Source organism: Pseudomonas sp. LBUM1659, from assembly GCF_059716045.1.
This window is the reverse complement of sequence record NZ_CP166797.1, coordinates 3,244,267-3,259,828: the sequence shown is the minus strand read 5'-3', so window position 1 is coordinate 3,259,828 and position 15,562 is coordinate 3,244,267. Positions and strand designations below refer to the sequence as shown.

The following is a 15,562-nucleotide window of genomic DNA, read 5'->3' as shown; positions in this document are numbered from 1 at the left end:
CTACGGCGCACTCAGTGTTTGTAAAGGCCGGTCAGGGTGGCCGTGACGAGTGTGTTCTTGTGGATCAGGAAAACGCGCACAAGCGCTTCTAGTCCCGCTTGCGTTCACCCACCAGGCCCGGTTGAGGTTCGGTCATCCCGGGCATAGTCTTCAATGTAGACGCAGGGAAGTCGATCTCGGCGACGTAGCGGTCGCCCCGATACCAGGTGACACCGGCGTACAGCACGTTGCCTTTGCCGTCGACCAGGCACCGTGACATTTTCGCCACGGGAGAGGCAAAGGGGATCTTCAGTAGGTCACACAAAGGAAAATCCGCAGGCATCACAGAAATGCGCTGTCTCACGCGTTTGCCGCGGGTGCCCAGTTTGTCGAACACCGCGGCGAGCAGCTTCCTTTTCCTGGCGATGTCCTTGGGCAGCGACTCGAAGACCGCCGTGGGCACGTAAATCTCGGCATAGCAGAACGCCTCGCCGGAATAGGTATGCAGCTTGCGCACGCATACGTTGTCGTCCGCCGACCGATCGTCCGCACCAAGCAGTTCTTGGGGCAATTGAGTGTGGTACCGGACTTCGAGTATCTCGAAGGAAAGCGCCTGCGGCGCGGCGAACGGATCGTTGATCGTCTGTTCGAGGCCGCCGGTGGCGGCGGGCAGCGCAGCCACGTGGGTGCCGACACCCCGTTGGCTGCGGATTAGTCCTTCCTTGGAAAGCAGCTCGTACGCTTGCCGGACAGTCACGACCGCGACACCCAAGTCGTCCGCCAGTTTCGTGATCGTCGGCAGCTGTGTGCCGAGCGGGTACTCGCCCTTCGCGATCTGGTGTCTCAGCAGGGAAGCTAACCGCTGATATTGGGTAACGCCGCGTTCGGCCCCCAGCATCGGTCGCTCGGTCCTGATGTCTGCATCACTGTTGCGCTTGTTCACGCCGTCTTTCACCCAAGTGCCTAACATTAGGCTTATGGTATCAGGACCGACGTGCGGCCGTCATTGTGCGCCGTGAGTCTGCAAACCCTGCCCTTGGCGGGATTGCCATCGTCGTGCGCTCGACCGCCTGCTGTCGACCCGCGTGGGCGAAAGGGTAGCGGGCAGATCGGGCTGCACTAGTCTATCGCTGATGACACGCACCGGATTGGCATCACTGACGTAGCCGTCGAGGCTTTCGGGAAGTAAGGTGCTTTGACCTCGATGTTCACTTTGAATGAAGCATTTCACTGGCTTCCTCTTGCAAATGGCTACGCAAAAATTCCCCGAACGTGATCGCCATTACGCCATGCGGCCCATGACGACTTTCAACCGACCGTCCAGGTCGAGGTGATAACGCTGCAGATCTCGCGCCAGGAACAGCTCGCCGGTGAAGTGGGCTGCTGCTTCCTTGCGTACATCTTCGATGGACGGACTTCGCTCGGGATTGCACTGGTAGCGGGCACTGAAGTGGGTAATTACCAGATTGGGAATGCCTGCCGACTCGGCAAAGCGCGCCACGGCGGCGGCACTGCTGTGCCCGTAGTTCTCGCGATTGTGATCGATCAATGCCTGAGTGAAAGTCGCCTCATGTACCAGCACATTCGCACCGGCAGCCGCCTCTGCCAACAGTTCAGAGGTATCGTTATCGCCGCAGATAATAATGCGTTGAGCGGGGCGCGCAGGGCGCAAATATTGCTCCGCACGGATTACACGTCCGGCGTATTCAACCTCACGTCCATGCGCCAACTCGCCCCACAGCGGGCCACGAGGAATCCCTTCGGCCTCCAGACGTTGAATATCCAGTCGCGGATGAGGATCTGATTCGGCAAAAACATAGCCATGGCAGGGAACGCGATGGGAGAGGGCAACGGTGTTGACCTGAACCTTGTCATTTTGCCAGCCATTGAAGGTTTCGCTCGCGTGCAGATGCAATTGGAAGGGCAGCCAGGACTTGCTGACGGTCAGGCTGAGGCGCACCCAGGCATGTAGCGCAACCGGCATCACAATATCGAGTGGTTCCAAACGTCCCGACATGCCGGCGCTGGCCAGCAAGCCGGGTAAACCGAAGCAATGATCGCCATGTACATGGGTGATGAAACACCCGCGTAGTTCTCGCAAAGACAGCGGGGTGCGCATCACTTGATGTTGAGTGGCTTCACCGCAATCCACCAGATACCAACCCCTGCCAGAGGACTCTATGAGAGCGGTGCCACTCACATTTCGATTGCGGGTTGGAACGCCTGATGAAGTGCCCAGAAATATGAGATCCATGACCGTCCCCTTATTCAATGGGTTTTGCTCAAGTGTATATCCACACCGTTGGTCCCCTGCGCTGCACTGGCGTGCACCGGGTTGCTCCAAAGAAAACCCACTGCCTTGAAGGATATGCTGCGGATGAGCATCTGGTTATCAAGCCTTGAGTCTTTTCGAGACAAAATCGCTGCCGATACTTCGGTACCAAGCTGTGGTGCCACGTCATGCGTCTGTGCCAGCTTCGGCCTTGCGCTTCTGCTCATGGCACTACGTAAATCCGATGACCGCAACCTGGAAGACGAGCGAAAAAAAACCATCCATGAGGCGGAGCAACTGATCGATGTCATGAAGGCCCACGCCGACAATGATGTTCGAGCGTTCAGTGCTTACATCGAAGAGCCACTGGCTGACGCTCAAGGTCACAGTCAACAGCGAACCCTGGACGTTACCCTGGGTGCACTCGCTGCTGCGAGAGGCTGCCTTCAAGGCATCGAACTTGCGCAGAGGGGCTTACCCTGTGTGAAGCCGTCCTTGCAATGCGATGTGGTCGCCGCCGTCTTGATCATGCACGCAAGCCTCTCGGCGCTATTGCTGAATGTCGATTCGGACGTTGGTCAGATCGTACCGTCGGCCAGAAGAACTGAACTGGCACATGACCGCTGCGACCTGCAGCAAAAAGCCGATGAAGCGCTAGCTGGCGTCTGGCGTCAGGACAAATCGCTCCCGCAGAGGTGATCATCATGCACTTGATCGAGATCCTCCTACCGCTCAACACCAACGAAGGCACACCGCAGCCGGTGGAGCTTTTGCGCCATGTGCGGGAGCATTTGACCGACCAGTTCGGAGGCGTGACGGCGTTCATCCGCAATCCAGCGAAAGGTATTTCGTTACAGCAAGGCAACAAAAGATCAGAGGACGACATCATCATTTATGAGGTCATGGTGGAAGTTGTTGATCGGCTTTGGTGGCATAGTTACAAACGCGATCTAGAAGAGCGTTTTCAACAGGAAGAAATCTTGATCCGTGCCACCGCCGTGAATCTCATTCGTTAGCCCTGGCACAACACATCCGCGTAACGTCCAAGCCGGCATCGTTCGTTCCGTGTTCATTGTCTGCGCCCTTGCATCATCAGATATCGACGACGATTTTACCTTTTGCAGTTCCGCCAGACACGATTGCATAGGCTTCGTTGACAGTGTCGAGGGTGAATTTGCGGTCATCAAGCAGAACTCGCAACTGCCCTGATTCAGACAAGCGAGTGGCCTCGGCCAAGATCTCACCGTGGTGCTTACGCCCTTTGTCAGTCAAGAGCGGCAGCAGTGTAAATACGCCAGAGTAGGTAGCGCCACGGAATGACAGGGGAGCGAGTTTATGTTCACCCCAGCCCAGGCAGCTGACCCCATGACCTGAATACACCTTCGTCACAGCGAAGGATGCGTCGAGAGACGTGCCGCCGACAGTGTCATAAACGATGTCAAAACCTTCGCCATCGGTATGCTGATTCATGTACTCGGCAGCGACTTGATCGTTGTAGTCAATGGCAGTGGCGCCGAAGCTTTCGATGGCGTCACGACTTTTTGCGCTTCCGGTAGCGTAAACCTGCGCGCCTCGAGCTTTTGCGATTTGTATTGCAATGTGCCCTACGCCACCCGCGCCACCTTGAACCAGAACTTTTTGGCCAGCGTGGACGTTAGCGCGGTCTACCAGACCTTCCCAAGCAGTGATGAATATCAAAGGCAGCGCTGCCGCTTCGCGCATGCTCAGATTGTTTGGTTTGCGGGAGATCAGGTCGGCGTCCACGCAGATGTACTCCGCCAACGAACCTTGTTGCCCACCGATGCCGCCAGCCATTCCGTAGACTTCTTCGCCAGGCCGCAAGGACATGACGCCTTCCCCAACGGCTACCACTTCTCCAGCTAAATCCATGCCCAAGACCGCTGGGAAAGGCTGGCGGGCGTGTGCACCCTTACCTTGACTGATCTTCGTATCCAAAGGATTCACGCCACTGGCAATTACTTTAATCAGGACTTGGCCCGCTTGCGGTACAGGGAGGGCTAAGCGTTGGAGCTGAAGCTGGCTGTCAGGATTTACTGCGACAGCAGCACGCATCATGTCGTTCATAGGTCTTCCTCTTGAAATGATCCAAACCGTTACCGGCGTTGAATACAGTTTCACCTGGCGGATGGTTTCCGATAAGTAGGTAAATCCCTATAGTAAAGATTCCAAAAGGCGAATAAATCGGAATCAAATGGACACGCTTGAATCGATGGCGATTTTCGTCCGGGTAGTGGAGCGAGGCAGTTTTTCTGCCGTTGCCCGGGAATTAGGCCTAAGCCAACCGACCATAAGTAAACAGATCAGCGCCTTGGAAACCCGACTAGGTGGCCGCCTGTTTGCTCGCAGCACTCGTCAATTGTCCATGACAGATGAGGGACAGCGGTACTACCAACAATGCAGAGCCATTTTAGCTTCTGTAGAGAATGCGGAGCAGACTTTTCATACCGGTCAGGAGCGTATTGCAGGGTCTTTGCGTGTCGGTTCATCGGGTAGTTTTGGACGAGTACAAATCGCCTCCAGGCTGCGCGGTTTTCTAGAGCTTTACCCAAACGTGACTATCGATTTGCAACTGAATGATGAAAATGTCGATTTAGTGAGCGCTGGCATCGATGTCGCGGTGCGTATAGGCGAACTCAAAGACAGTACCTTGATTGCTAGACAAATTGGACTGACGCGGCGTTGTGTGTTCGCTACTCCCAGCTACCTGGAACGACATGGGGTACCTTCAACGCCGAAGGATTTGACCGACCACAACTGTCTTGTTTTCAAACAGCTGCAGCATTTTGCCAGCTGGCGATTCGAGCACAATGGCAGATGGAGTAGCGTGCAAGTCAGTGGCAATGTTCGCAGCAATAACAGTGAGGCGATCAGGCAGATGGTATTGAACGGGTTAGGTGTTTCGCTTTCTCCATTGTGGCTATTTCGACAAGACCACACGGAAGGGCGCGTAGTCGCATTACTGGAGAGTTACTCGCCGGCTTCTCTACCCATTCACGCTGTAACTCCCCCGGATCGGAGACAATCTGCGCGGGTTAGAGCATTCACAGACTATTTGCGCGATGCATTTGCAGGGGGCAGCGACATTTGCCTGGCGTGACACGGCACAAAGTAACCGTCCGGGCAACACTTGCTGACGCCAGCATTTCTTTGTAGCCGCAGGGATAGCCCGGAGCGGCTGGTTTGGCTTTCCAAACCTGAAAATTCGAAGAAATGCGCCTCGGCGTGAAGCAAATAATTCACTGGTGCTGGCGTCATGTCAATGAAGGTGACAGCACAGCACCAGGCACTTTAAAGGTCATCGGTTTTGTGAAATCACACCACCCATGTATTGATGTAAATCGCGCAGATCCTTAACGCTCCATGAGTGCGGCGATAGCTTTACACCATTCTCACGCGAGGTTCTTGGAATCAAGTCGCCATTTGGGCGAAGTATTATCGAAGATACAATCACGCCCGGATAATCATTTAATCGTTTTTTGAAAGCGCATCCGCTCCGGGCCGGTTGTAGCCCATCGCGACAGACAGCAATCGGCCACAGCGGTCACCGGGATGCGCCGGGAAAACGTGTTGGTTTAATGGGCATCAGAAATGACTGTGTGCCGACGCGACGGCTGATATCTTTCCCGCGCTCCAAATCGCGTCCAATCGACGCTGATCCCATCAAGGAAGATAAAAACAATGAAAATATTATTCATCGCTTCACAACGCAAATACCGCTTGTTGGTCTTCAACACGGGCGAATCAGGCCTGCGACTGATCCTGACTCACCTGCGCTTTACTCAGTAATTATGAAAGCGGCGCCCAATTTGCGAAGGCTGGTTTCGTAGTGGACGGAGTCATAGACTCAGGTCGAGCCAGCCGCTATGTGGCCGTCAGTTTTTGAGCGGGATGTACAACTCGGTTACGCTGTCCGGATGCATGGGTCCTAGGAAGCGCTCACCGCTGTATTCGAATTCCACCCCTTCGTCAGGCTCCATGCCTGCAGCAGGCAGCCATTCACTGTAAGCGGCGCGGAAGGTTTCCGGCAAAGTAGTGACTGTGCCGTAATGCTCGACCCTGGCGTAATAACGAGCGGGTATCTGCAACTCCACCATTCCCGGCACCAGTGGCGCATCGGCACTCACCGGCAAACCTGCGACATAACGCCATTGACCGTCAGCCAAGGGCTGGCAAATACCGAAGGTCCCGACTGGATCCTGCAAACGATCGATTTCCTCTTCCCGTGGAAAGAAGCGCTCCCACATCTGGCCGATAGTGCCTTCGTCCTGCTGTTGCCAGCTCATCCCCATGATTCGTAGCGCAGGATGAAAGATACGCTCAGGTGTTTGCATGGCGGGCATGCTACATTCCGGCTGAGCCAAGTAACGGGTTAGATGGTCGAGCACCTGCTGGTCGCGGGCGATGGCGCCTCTGAGCTTGCGGGCGTGCGCTTCCAAGGATTCACGAAGGCTGGCAACACTGTCCAGCCTGCCGCTGTTCGCCAGTGTTCGGATATCTTCCAGTGGCATACCGAGTTGCTTGAGCCAGACAATCCGGCCCAGGGTAACGATCTGCTCGGGTCGGTAATAACGATAGCCGTTCTCGCGCCCAGTCAAGGCCGGGGTGAATAAACCAATGCTGTCGTAGTGGCGAAGCTTCTTAGTAGTAAGCCCGTGACTACGTGCCATTTGTCCTATGGTAAGCATGGAACCTCCTTTTTAGTGGTAAACGCAGCTTATTCCTTGCCCTAGGGGAAAGCTCAAGCCCCATGCTTCGCTGTCTCAGAATCATGAACGGGGTCAGGCCTTATATGTTACAGGCCGTACATTGACCCGCCTAATCGTCCGCTCTTGGCGGACCGCTGCCACATTAGGGCCAGCAATAGACCCAAGGCCGGACATTTGAATCGTGGTTCCAGCAGCCATCATGCGCGTCCAGGCAGCGTAGAATTACACGCAAGCAAACACTATTTTGAGATCTCATGCCTGCACAAATTCGCCGGGCTTTACCCGATGATGCGGAGTTGTTACCCCGTATTGAACGCTCCGCTGCTCAAGCATTCCGTTTAATCGATGAATTGAGTTGGCTTGCAGACGCCGCCACCATGACAGTCGATCGTCATAAGCAATTGATCGGGCTATCAACGTGTTGGATTGCTGTCGATGCTGAAGCTCAGCCTCAAGGTTTTCTAAGCGCAGAACGCCACGGCAGGGATCTTCATATCTATGAGTTGTCGGTCAAACAGTCCATGCAGGGCCAGGGGTGGGGACGAAAACTGGTTGAAACGGCGATGGAATATGCGCGAACTAATCAGCTGCGTTCTGTAACGCTAACGACTTTTACACACGTGCCATGGAACGCTCCCTTCTACCGGCGTCTGGGGTTTCAGCATAACGCTGCGGCAGCATTGGATAAGCGTTTGGCAGACATCCTCGCAGAAGAGTATGGCTACGGTTTTGAACCAGGTTGCCGCTGCGCAATGTCATGGCTGGTTCCCCAAACCCCATAGCTTTCACGGATCAACAGCGCCATTCCCTAATGACTGCTCTTGGCCGATTGTTGCCCGTCGTGAGAGGCTCATTTCGACCCATAACGGTCATTTGTTCACCGGCGATTTGCGCTACTGCTCTAAATGTCTTCCGAAGATTTGGCTGCTAAGCAACGTGCCGATTCACACTGCCACAGATGGGTCTCAAAAATCTATGAGACCCTCATTGCCAATGCTTAGTTGTAGCTCAGCGCACCACTATCGGAGCCGTTATCGTCTTGCCGAGTGCGGACTTGACAGTGATGGTCGGGTTTGGTGCCGGCCCGGCTCCAGAGGTCGCCACTAACACTCGCCATTTCGCACCCGTGCCGACTTGCGTGAGCGTGGCCTTGCCCAGATTAAGCGGCCCGGCGGGAGTGGACACGGTCACCGTCACGCTATTGCCGGCAAAACGCGAGGTTGTGCCGGAAATATCCCAGGTGTAGCGATTGTCGGTGCGAACGATGACGAAAGCGCTGGTGACCACCAGAGTCTCGGTGGCTGCTCCCGTGGTGACATTGACGGACACCGTCGCCGGTTCCGACTCAGCGCCCTTGGCATCGCTGGCCTTATAGGTAAAGGTTGCGGTGAACGACGCGGGAACCGAGGCCGGTGGTGTGTAGATCACTCGCAGGCCATCGGTGCTGGCCACGCCCTTGCCGGAGTCCGGTTGCTCCAGACCCACCACTTTAAGTGGCACGTTACCGTCAGGGTCAGTGTCGTTGTCCAACACGTTGATGGTCAGCGGCAGGCTGTTATTGCTGGTGGCGCTGTCGACGTTGGCGATCGGTTTTTGGTTATTGCCGTCCTCGACACGTTTATCTCCAGTGCGGAAGGTCGGCAGCGCAGCGGAATTGACGTAGGTGACGCCGTCCCAGCCAGGCAGGGGTGATGGCATCAGCTGGAACTGACCGGGGTGCTCGACATCCCAACGCAGCAGCATGGACGTGTCCTCGTGCTGGGTGTTGTGGCAATGCTCTAGGTAGGTCCCGGCGAATTCGCGGAAGCGGATCGCGATGTCCACGTCCACCGAACTGTCGATACCCTGGCCGATGAGATAGACGTCCTTGCGTGCCCATTTTTCCCATTCCGGCGGCGCCTTGCCGTCACGGTTGAGGACGATGCCTTCTTCGAAATGCACGTGCACCGGGTGGCTCCAGCCGTTGCCGCCGTTCCTGATTTTCCACACTTCCAGGGTGCCGTCGCCGGAGAATCCCGCAGGGGTCGGACCGGTGGCCAGTTGCGGAGCGGCGCTGATGATTCGAGAGTCCATCTGGAAGCCTAAACCGCCGTCGGTCTTGATCGTCCAGGGTTCTTCGTCGGTGCCGTCGGAGCGACCGAAGATGAACTCGCGATGCCGCGCCGCCTTGAGTGTGGCCTGCACCGTCGGGTCGTCACGATTAAGGGTCAGAGGGATCATGCTTTTACCCACCGGCTTGCCCGGCTTGGCGGGTTCGAAGTCGGCGGGGTTCATGCTCACGTCTTGGCCGGCATAAGGCTGGACCACCATCTGCATGAACTTGCCCACCACCGGGTCGCCGGCGTCCCATTGCAACCCGTTACTACCCTGCTTGAGCACCGCCTTATACTTGCCGGACAGTACATCGGCCAGGCTCAGCGGCAGACTTTCCGGACCTTTGCCGTTCTGGTGCTCCATCAGGTTGACGAAGTACAACTTGTCGCCGGTGCTGATGCCGTATTTTGAGAAGTTGACGATTATATCGAAGCGCTCGGCAATGCCCAGGGTGGGCAGGATGGCGTTGTGGTCCTGCACGTCGCCGTCACCGTCCAGGTCCATGCTGCCGTCGAACGGCACGGCGTGTTCCATGAGGTTGCCGTCGTTAGCGATCATGTGGAACGGTACGCGGGTGTAAGACAGGCCGGAACCGGTCGGGCCGGGGAATTCGCCACCGGTGCCGACGATTTCACGCACCAGCGCGATCCTGAAGAACCGTGACACCGAGCCATTGAGAATGCGGAACCGATAGCTGCGCGCCCGCACCTTCAGGCGCGGCTGATACTGCCAGTTGACCAGGATCTGGTCGCCGAGAAAGCCATCGGTGTTGAACGGGTTGAACCACAGTTGACCATTGGCGTCCCAGGCCTTGTCGGCCACCGTCAAGTTCACATCGTAGTCGCGGTTGCCCCAGGGCAATGCGGAACCGCTGGGCAGGCGCAGGTTGACGCCGTCTTCCAGCGCTTCGTTGCCACGATCCAGGGCGCTATAGTAGTTCATCATCGTCGCGTTGCCCTTGTAGACGTTCTGGGCGGTGAAATCGAGCATGTGGTCGTGGAACCAGTGGGTGCTCATGGTCTCGCGCCAGTCGCCACGGATCTTGATGCTGCCGTTGTTGCACGTCTTCAGGCCGGGAGTGGCATCGTTGACGTACAGGGTTTCACCCGGAGCGCAGGGGAACGCCGCGCGCGGATCCTGAGCGCTGGTGTTGATGGTGTCGTAACCGGCCAGTTGCAGCGGCCAGCGATAGTCGTAGTATTGCCCCGGAAAGAAAAACGCATTGGCAAAGCCGTCGCTTTCGGCCGGGGAGTGGCCGTTGTGTTCGTGGGTGCTGAGAGTGTGCAGGCCGAAACCCATGTTGGCCGCGGGATCGATCGGCAGGGCGTTGTAGTGGCGCATCAGCACCGGTTGGCCGTACCGCACCATCAGCAGTTTGGGCGGAAAGGTGCCGTCGAAGGTCCAGAGTGCCTTGTGGTTCTGAATCGGCATGTTGGGGTGAAAACGGGTATCGATACCTTTGGTGGTGCCCGCGATGATCGGGGTGTCCGAGGTCTGGTTGTAGAGCCCGCCAGGTCCGAACTCACCGACGGCGTAGTTGTGTAATTGCCGGCGGTCGCGCATGCCGCCGTTAAGCTTGGCGCCCGCTTGAGCGGTCTTGAAGGCGACCTGCGGGTAGAACTCGTTCCAGCGTTGATGTGACCAGCCTTTTCCTGGCGGACGACCTTCGGCCGGCGAGCCGACCGGATGGCGGTTGAGGAAGGCTTCGATCTGCGCTTTCCACGGGTTGCGGTCCAACACGTTAGAAAACTGCGAAGGAAACGGGTACAGCCCCGGCTGGCGCATGAAGGCTTCCAGCGCTGCGGCTGAGGGGCCGCTGCGCGCGATGCTGTTCGGGTCTTGCGCAGGCGCCGGGCCGGCAAGAGGCACAGGGAAGGTCAGCGGCGGTGCCGGCAGGGTCGGGTCGAGTTTTTCCGTGCCGAATTCTTCGAACAACAGCAGTTGCTGAGTGTACGGCAGGGCCCCGAACAATGGGCTGGGCTTGCCGTTGGTGGGGATCTTGAAGGATGTCTGCAGGTTTGGCGGCAGCACGTTGTCGGTCGTTGGCGTGGTGCGGGTGCCGTACACGCCATTGGGCAGGGCGTAGGCGCCCTGATTGGCGGGTGGCATGGCCTCTATGGCATCCAGCGCGGCCTTGGGGTCGGCCGGCGGGTTGGTAAACGCCGAGGGGTCTGTCGGTGGTGGCGGGCCGAAATCATCCAGCGGCGCGGCTTCTACCGTGGTCAGAGTAAGGAACATCGCACAAGACAGGCTTGATTTGTGCAGCAAACCGAAGGAATCGAAAGATGGAGTCGCGCGTTTCAATTTTTTCACCCCTCGCGTGATGTCCCGTAGTCTCCCTACCGGGACGACAGCTGTTGCGGGTACCAAGGAGGATGTGCAACTTATAAGCCACTGCCATAGGGCGAAGAAAAAGTTCAATTTAATTAACGAGCTGTTTATGTGTGTTTTAAGCCGGAGAAGCGTGAATGGGGAAAATTCCTCAAGTTTGGTGGTAAACGCCTGGCGAGGCGGGTGTAGTGCCCCATTTATGGAGATAGTAGCGCCCAGTTTCACCCACCGCTTGGGATAGGGCTGCTTGCTCTGAGGTGACATGGATTTGACTGGTCGAGAAGGGCTGCTTTTGGCCCAGAGTGTGTAAAAACGCTCTGACCTCATCGTCTTGGAACATCGATCTTTGTTGGCTGAGCGATCGCATGGTCAATGCGGCGGCGTCGCATCGGTCGCGACCTGGAACACGTTAACGCTGTTTTTACAGCCTCTGGGATGGGCCAAAATCAGCCTTTTTTACGCCGACAGCGCCTTCATCAAACCGTTAGCACCCATGATTTTCATCACCCGTTTCATGTTGTAGGCGAGCACGTTCAAACTCATCTCCGCACTTACCCCGACCAGCTTTCGCGTCAGGAAGTGCGTTGCACCCATCCATTGTTTGAGCGTCCTGAAGGGATGCTCAACAGTCCGTTTTCGGACTCGCATCATCTCTGGTGCTTTGCTCAGCCGAAGCTGCATCTCCTCCAATACGTCTTCATACTCCCAGCGTCGAACTCGTCGTTCCGTGCTCGGTGTGCACTGCGATTTCAACGCGCAGCCCCGGCATTTCGAACTCCAGTAACGATGCATCTTCAGGCCTTTTTCAACGTAGGAATAGTGCCAGTTCAGTGCCTCTCCAGCCGGGCAAATGTATTCGTTTTTTGCCTCGTCATAGATGAAGGCATCGTTATTGAAACGCCCGTCAGCCTTGGCTCCAGAGGTCATCGGCTTGGGCACATAGGCGGTGATGCCGGCATCGTGACAAGCCAGGATTTGTTCACTTTTGAAGTAACCTCGGTCGGCTCGACTGGATGCGGTTGAGATAACCGTAGATGTAGATCTTCAGCAAGATCGCGGGGTGGTAAGCAGGCCGGCCAGTATCGGCTGGAATGGCACCTTCAAAGCCCAGATTGACCAGGTCGAGTTCGTCGACAAAGACGTCGACTACGCGCACCGGATTGGTATCGCTGACGTAGTCGTCGAGGCTCTCGGGAAGCAAGGTGCCTTGGCCTCGATGTTCACCTTGGATAAAGCGCTTCATGGGCGATCCCTGCGATGAAATCCTCAGAAATCATAACAAGTGTTCGCGAAGGTGTTTTTTACACACTCTGGGCCGTTCTCTGCCGGTCGTCATTCCCTTGTGCGCTGGTCAAGTCGGATGCAAATGACTGGTTAGTGGAGATGCAGATGGGGGGCAATTCCGTGCAACTTCGTAGCTGTGTTGCATTGTCGGTTAATTCCACAGAAAGCTGACGCATCAAGTAACTCACCTTCGTTCCAAGAAGATCTTTCTAATGAAAACAAGACAGCCAATTTGTCCGTTATCGGTCACTAGTTTTTCGCCTCAAAGTCGACGAATGTCGGGCTTCGAACTACCCGTGCAATCATTTTGGCCGGAAGAACCTATGCTGGGGGACAGAAATGAGCGATTGAGCGAGTTTGACCACATCATGTCGATCTTGCGCGTTATGAGATGCGACCAAAAGCCCAGCCGCCCGCTGGGCTTTTTACTGCCCGCTCATCTGCTCAGTCGCACACTTTTCACCTGCCAACTTCAAACTATTACGGCCCAGAAAAGCTGCACCTCATTGGTGAGGTGGGTATGTCTACCGATTCGAGTTTTCAAGACCAAATACAAGGCTCTGTTCCATCCAAGCCTGAGCCAGGTTCAGATGAGCCGACGCTAGATCCAGACGATCCGAACAAATACGATCCGTTGACAAATCCAAGCGATGATCGTCCAGTAGACTGGAAGGATCCTGGTGAGAGGACTACCCCAGAGGCGGATGAACAGACACCGCTTTCAGACGATAGGAGATAGGAGAGAAAGCCCGGCCAGTGAGCAGGGTTTTCTTCTCTCCGTTCATCCACTGCGCTGCACTTGTAACGCTTTGCCGTTTCTCATGTACAAGCACGGACATCCCGCGCATCAGTACGGAGCTTCAGCATGGACATTGACGAGAACGCACCTGGCAACAAATCTCAGCAGCCCGAAACGCGCACGACGGACAACGAGACCGGCCATGACCCAAAGAGGGATGAGTCCGAAGTTCCGCTGCCTCCGAACGACGAGACTCCTGTCGACGAAGACATGACTGACGTGGATGCAAATAACTCGGTGTCGAGTGAGCATCCAGAAGCTGGGCAGAGCGGTCGAGTCGATAACCCTGACGCCGACCCACAGATAAACGATCAGGACGGAAACGATACGGAAGCTCGCGGTATGCCTGCGAGTGACCCTGAATCAGGTGCCTGAATTTGTTCGGATGATTTCCGATGCCCGCTCAACGCGGGCTTTTTTACGCCTCGAATTTACCTGTAGCGCCAAGGCAGCCCTTGGGAAGACATGGACGTCGATAGCCGGGGGCATCCATAAACCGGATGAACCTCGGCGGGATGCTGCTGGCCTTAGCCGCAGTGGCGTTTGCCATGGGAAATGCTTCATGCCGCGCGTGGCGGCAGAAGGTGGTTTAAGACTTGATGGCAATCGCCATTCGCGGTTGTACTTGGCCCAGTTGAAGCACTGCCCCTCGACATCGTCGAATGACTCCCAGTCGGCGGGCTCTTTCGTTTCTGGCAGCGTGATGACCAATCGGGATCGCTTGAACCAGTACAGGCCCTTGCGATCTTCGGCACGCTGTAGCTGTCGCCCAAGCGCTGTTGCGTGATGAACGATGCCAGCATGCTGCCGTTGTCCTCGCCGTAGGCCTGCTCGAACTGCTCCTGCGTTGTTTGAGTCATAGCGAATTCCTCCCCGCCGTTCACCGGCAGGCTGGTTGAGTTGTGGAAATCAGATAAAGGGTTAAAGCAGGTCAAGCAGCTGGGCTAAGGTTTTATGGTTCGCCTCGCCAGTTGCGTTACACACGCTCTCCCCTGAGGTAGCTGACGGGGTGAACAATTATCTTTGCCCCCTGTAGCAATACACGTAGGCGAGCTAGGCGAGGGCGATCATGGGGTTGGCTGCTTGCGAAAGCCGGCGTCGTAGAGCGAGCCAAATCTTTCGCGCCAAGGATTTCCCACGCAGTTTGTTGCAAACAGCATTTCTTCGATGGCCTTCTCCCGCTCTTCCGCCACGATCTGCTCTGGCGTGCGGATTGAGCGGAATTCATGGGAGCCAGTTTGTCCCCAGCGGCCATTCTCCATATCAAAAAATACGGTTTACCGCGAACCGCAAAAATGGTCACCTTGTTCCATTGAAGGTAATGGCTCATGCAGCCTTTCACTTCACACACCGTCCCAACAGGCGGCAGGCCTTCGCCCGTCCACGGAACTGCAGTTTCTTCAGACATACAGAATCCTTTACCGCTATAGCAGCTGACTTTGAAGGGGGAGGGAGTGGGAAGTATTCCCGTACCAAGTATGTCAATAAGCCACTATGCGAGAAGGATCGATGTTGATAAAATCTGACCACTTGCTCAACTTTGGCTCTTTGCCAGGCACGGATTGCTAGGCTGAAGTTGGGCGAGCCTCTTTGGTCTGTCATCGGCGCGATGGGCAGACGCTTTTCATTCCATCACTGGGACTGTCTACCGGAATACAGGAAGGGCGCCAGCCTGCTCGCGCACAGCATTCATTCCCTCTCGTCGTAACCCCAGATGTTACTGTCGTTGAAACGCTCAGGTCCGAGATGACCAGGGTGTAGAGGTTCGCCGGTGCAGATGTAGTCCCGGAACGCTTTGACCACATCCTTCAGCGTTCCGCCATGGCTGAAGCCGCGCCACCGTCCACCCCACACCGTGTCATGGGTGAAAACACGCTTGCCGCTGTAGTCGTCGATGAACCAGACCTTGCCGCGGCGATCGACTTCTATGCTGGCGTACCGATTAACCGTCTGGCTGTAGAAGAACCGGCGGCCGTGGTCGGCGATGATCTGGATCGCTTGAAAGACTGCTCGGCGCGCTGGCGCTTCAGCGTGAGTTTGTTTTCTGTGGGCATGTGGCGTCCTATGCCGGGCGAT

13 protein-coding genes and 2 pseudogenes are annotated in these 15,562 nt (G+C 56.2%); 5 read left to right on the top strand and 10 right to left on the bottom strand.

Annotation, left to right across the window (positions count from 1 at the left end):
* Positions 1 to 88: 88 nt before the first annotated feature.
* Positions 89 to 922: a GntR family transcriptional regulator gene (locus ACA048_RS14685; RefSeq protein ID WP_497625074.1), complete on the bottom strand. Its 834-nt coding sequence runs from the start codon at positions 920 to 922 to the stop codon at positions 89 to 91.
* A 339-nt stretch (positions 923 to 1,261) separates the two neighbouring features.
* Positions 1,262 to 2,233 carry a ribonuclease Z gene (locus tag ACA048_RS14680; RefSeq protein ID WP_497625073.1) on the bottom strand — a complete coding sequence of 324 codons (972 nt, stop codon included), beginning with the start codon at positions 2,231 to 2,233 and terminating at the stop codon, positions 1,262 to 1,264.
* Positions 2,234 to 2,356: 123 nt separating this feature from the next.
* Here ACA048_RS14680 and ACA048_RS14675 point away from each other — a divergent pair, with 123 nt between their 5' ends.
* Both ACA048_RS14675 and ACA048_RS14670 read left to right on the top strand, forming a co-directional pair.
* Positions 2,357 to 2,950 carry a cyclodeaminase/cyclohydrolase family protein gene (locus tag ACA048_RS14675; RefSeq protein ID WP_497625071.1) on the top strand — a complete coding sequence of 198 codons (594 nt, stop codon included), beginning with the start codon at positions 2,357 to 2,359 and terminating at the stop codon, positions 2,948 to 2,950.
* A gap of 5 nt (positions 2,951 to 2,955) precedes the next feature.
* Entirely contained in the window at positions 2,956 to 3,267 is a 312-nt protein-coding gene (locus tag ACA048_RS14670) for a hypothetical protein (RefSeq protein ID WP_497625070.1), read from the top strand.
* A gap of 76 nt (positions 3,268 to 3,343) precedes the next feature.
* Here ACA048_RS14670 and ACA048_RS14665 read toward each other — a convergent pair whose 3' ends face one another.
* Positions 3,344 to 4,336, bottom strand: coding sequence for a zinc-dependent alcohol dehydrogenase family protein (locus tag ACA048_RS14665; RefSeq protein WP_497625069.1), 993 nt, complete (start codon positions 4,334 to 4,336; stop codon positions 3,344 to 3,346).
* Between the two features lie 127 nt (positions 4,337 to 4,463).
* On the opposite strand from ACA048_RS14665, the gene ACA048_RS14660 reads away from it, so the two are divergent.
* Complete coding sequence (locus tag ACA048_RS14660) at positions 4,464 to 5,369, top strand: LysR family transcriptional regulator (RefSeq protein WP_497625068.1); 906 nt, start codon at positions 4,464 to 4,466, stop codon at positions 5,367 to 5,369.
* A 198-nt stretch (positions 5,370 to 5,567) separates the two neighbouring features.
* Here ACA048_RS14660 and ACA048_RS14655 read toward each other — a convergent pair.
* Both ACA048_RS14655 and ACA048_RS14650 read right to left on the bottom strand, forming a co-directional pair.
* Positions 5,568 to 5,759: pseudogene (locus ACA048_RS14655) on the bottom strand (cytochrome c); the annotation flags it as partial.
* A 385-nt stretch (positions 5,760 to 6,144) separates the two neighbouring features.
* Positions 6,145 to 6,957, bottom strand: a complete 813-nt coding sequence (locus tag ACA048_RS14650; protein WP_497625067.1) for a MerR family transcriptional regulator — start codon at positions 6,955 to 6,957, stop codon at positions 6,145 to 6,147.
* Positions 6,958 to 7,232: 275 nt separating this feature from the next.
* Between ACA048_RS14650 and ACA048_RS14645 the strand changes: the two genes are divergently transcribed.
* The gene (locus ACA048_RS14645; RefSeq protein ID WP_497629783.1) at positions 7,233 to 7,760 is read left to right on the top strand and encodes a GNAT family N-acetyltransferase; all 528 of its coding nucleotides are present in this window, start codon (positions 7,233 to 7,235) and stop codon (positions 7,758 to 7,760) included.
* 226 nt (positions 7,761 to 7,986) lie between these two features.
* Here ACA048_RS14645 and ACA048_RS14640 read toward each other — a convergent pair whose 3' ends face one another.
* Positions 7,987 to 11,310, bottom strand: a complete 3,324-nt coding sequence (locus tag ACA048_RS14640; protein ID WP_497629782.1) for an Ig-like domain-containing protein — start codon at positions 11,308 to 11,310, stop codon at positions 7,987 to 7,989.
* A 549-nt stretch (positions 11,311 to 11,859) separates the two neighbouring features.
* A pseudogene (locus ACA048_RS14635) lies at positions 11,860 to 12,646 on the bottom strand (transposase).
* 906 nt (positions 12,647 to 13,552) lie between these two features.
* Here ACA048_RS14635 and ACA048_RS14630 point away from each other — a divergent pair.
* Positions 13,553 to 13,861 carry a hypothetical protein gene (locus ACA048_RS14630; protein WP_497629781.1) on the top strand — a complete coding sequence of 103 codons (309 nt, stop codon included), beginning with the start codon at positions 13,553 to 13,555 and terminating at the stop codon, positions 13,859 to 13,861.
* A 185-nt stretch (positions 13,862 to 14,046) separates the two neighbouring features.
* On the opposite strand, the gene ACA048_RS14625 is transcribed toward ACA048_RS14630, so the two are convergent.
* From ACA048_RS14625 to ACA048_RS14615, 3 genes are all read right to left on the bottom strand, one after another.
* On the bottom strand, positions 14,047 to 14,346 hold the full coding sequence (locus ACA048_RS14625) for a hypothetical protein (RefSeq protein WP_497629780.1): 300 nt from the start codon (positions 14,344 to 14,346) through the stop codon (positions 14,047 to 14,049).
* A 207-nt stretch (positions 14,347 to 14,553) separates the two neighbouring features.
* On the bottom strand, positions 14,554 to 14,748 hold the full coding sequence (locus tag ACA048_RS14620) for a hypothetical protein (RefSeq protein ID WP_497629779.1): 195 nt from the start codon (positions 14,746 to 14,748) through the stop codon (positions 14,554 to 14,556).
* A 427-nt stretch (positions 14,749 to 15,175) separates the two neighbouring features.
* Positions 15,176 to 15,472, bottom strand: coding sequence for a YoqU family phage-derived protein (locus ACA048_RS14615; protein ID WP_497629866.1), 297 nt, complete (start codon positions 15,470 to 15,472; stop codon positions 15,176 to 15,178).
* Between the last annotated feature and the right edge of the window lie 90 nt (positions 15,473 to 15,562).

Coding starts and splice junctions, on each gene's coding strand:
- ACA048_RS14640 (WP_497629782.1), bottom strand. CDS start 11,310: ATGTTCCTTACTCTGACCACGGTAGAAGCCGCGCCGCTGGATGATTTC.
- ACA048_RS14630 (WP_497629781.1), top strand. CDS start 13,553: ATGGACATTGACGAGAACGCACCTGGCAACAAATCTCAGCAGCCCGAA.
- ACA048_RS14620 (WP_497629779.1), bottom strand. CDS start 14,748: ATGGAGAATGGCCGCTGGGGACAAACTGGCTCCCATGAATTCCGCTCA.
- ACA048_RS14625 (WP_497629780.1), bottom strand. CDS start 14,346: ATGACTCAAACAACGCAGGAGCAGTTCGAGCAGGCCTACGGCGAGGAC.
- ACA048_RS14680 (WP_497625073.1), bottom strand. CDS start 2,233: ATGGATCTCATATTTCTGGGCACTTCATCAGGCGTTCCAACCCGCAAT.
- ACA048_RS14650 (WP_497625067.1), bottom strand. CDS start 6,957: ATGCTTACCATAGGACAAATGGCACGTAGTCACGGGCTTACTACTAAG.
- ACA048_RS14645 (WP_497629783.1), top strand. CDS start 7,233: ATGCCTGCACAAATTCGCCGGGCTTTACCCGATGATGCGGAGTTGTTA.
- ACA048_RS14660 (WP_497625068.1), top strand. CDS start 4,464: ATGGACACGCTTGAATCGATGGCGATTTTCGTCCGGGTAGTGGAGCGA.
- ACA048_RS14670 (WP_497625070.1), top strand. CDS start 2,956: ATGCACTTGATCGAGATCCTCCTACCGCTCAACACCAACGAAGGCACA.
- ACA048_RS14665 (WP_497625069.1), bottom strand. CDS start 4,336: ATGAACGACATGATGCGTGCTGCTGTCGCAGTAAATCCTGACAGCCAG.
- ACA048_RS14675 (WP_497625071.1), top strand. CDS start 2,357: ATGAGCATCTGGTTATCAAGCCTTGAGTCTTTTCGAGACAAAATCGCT.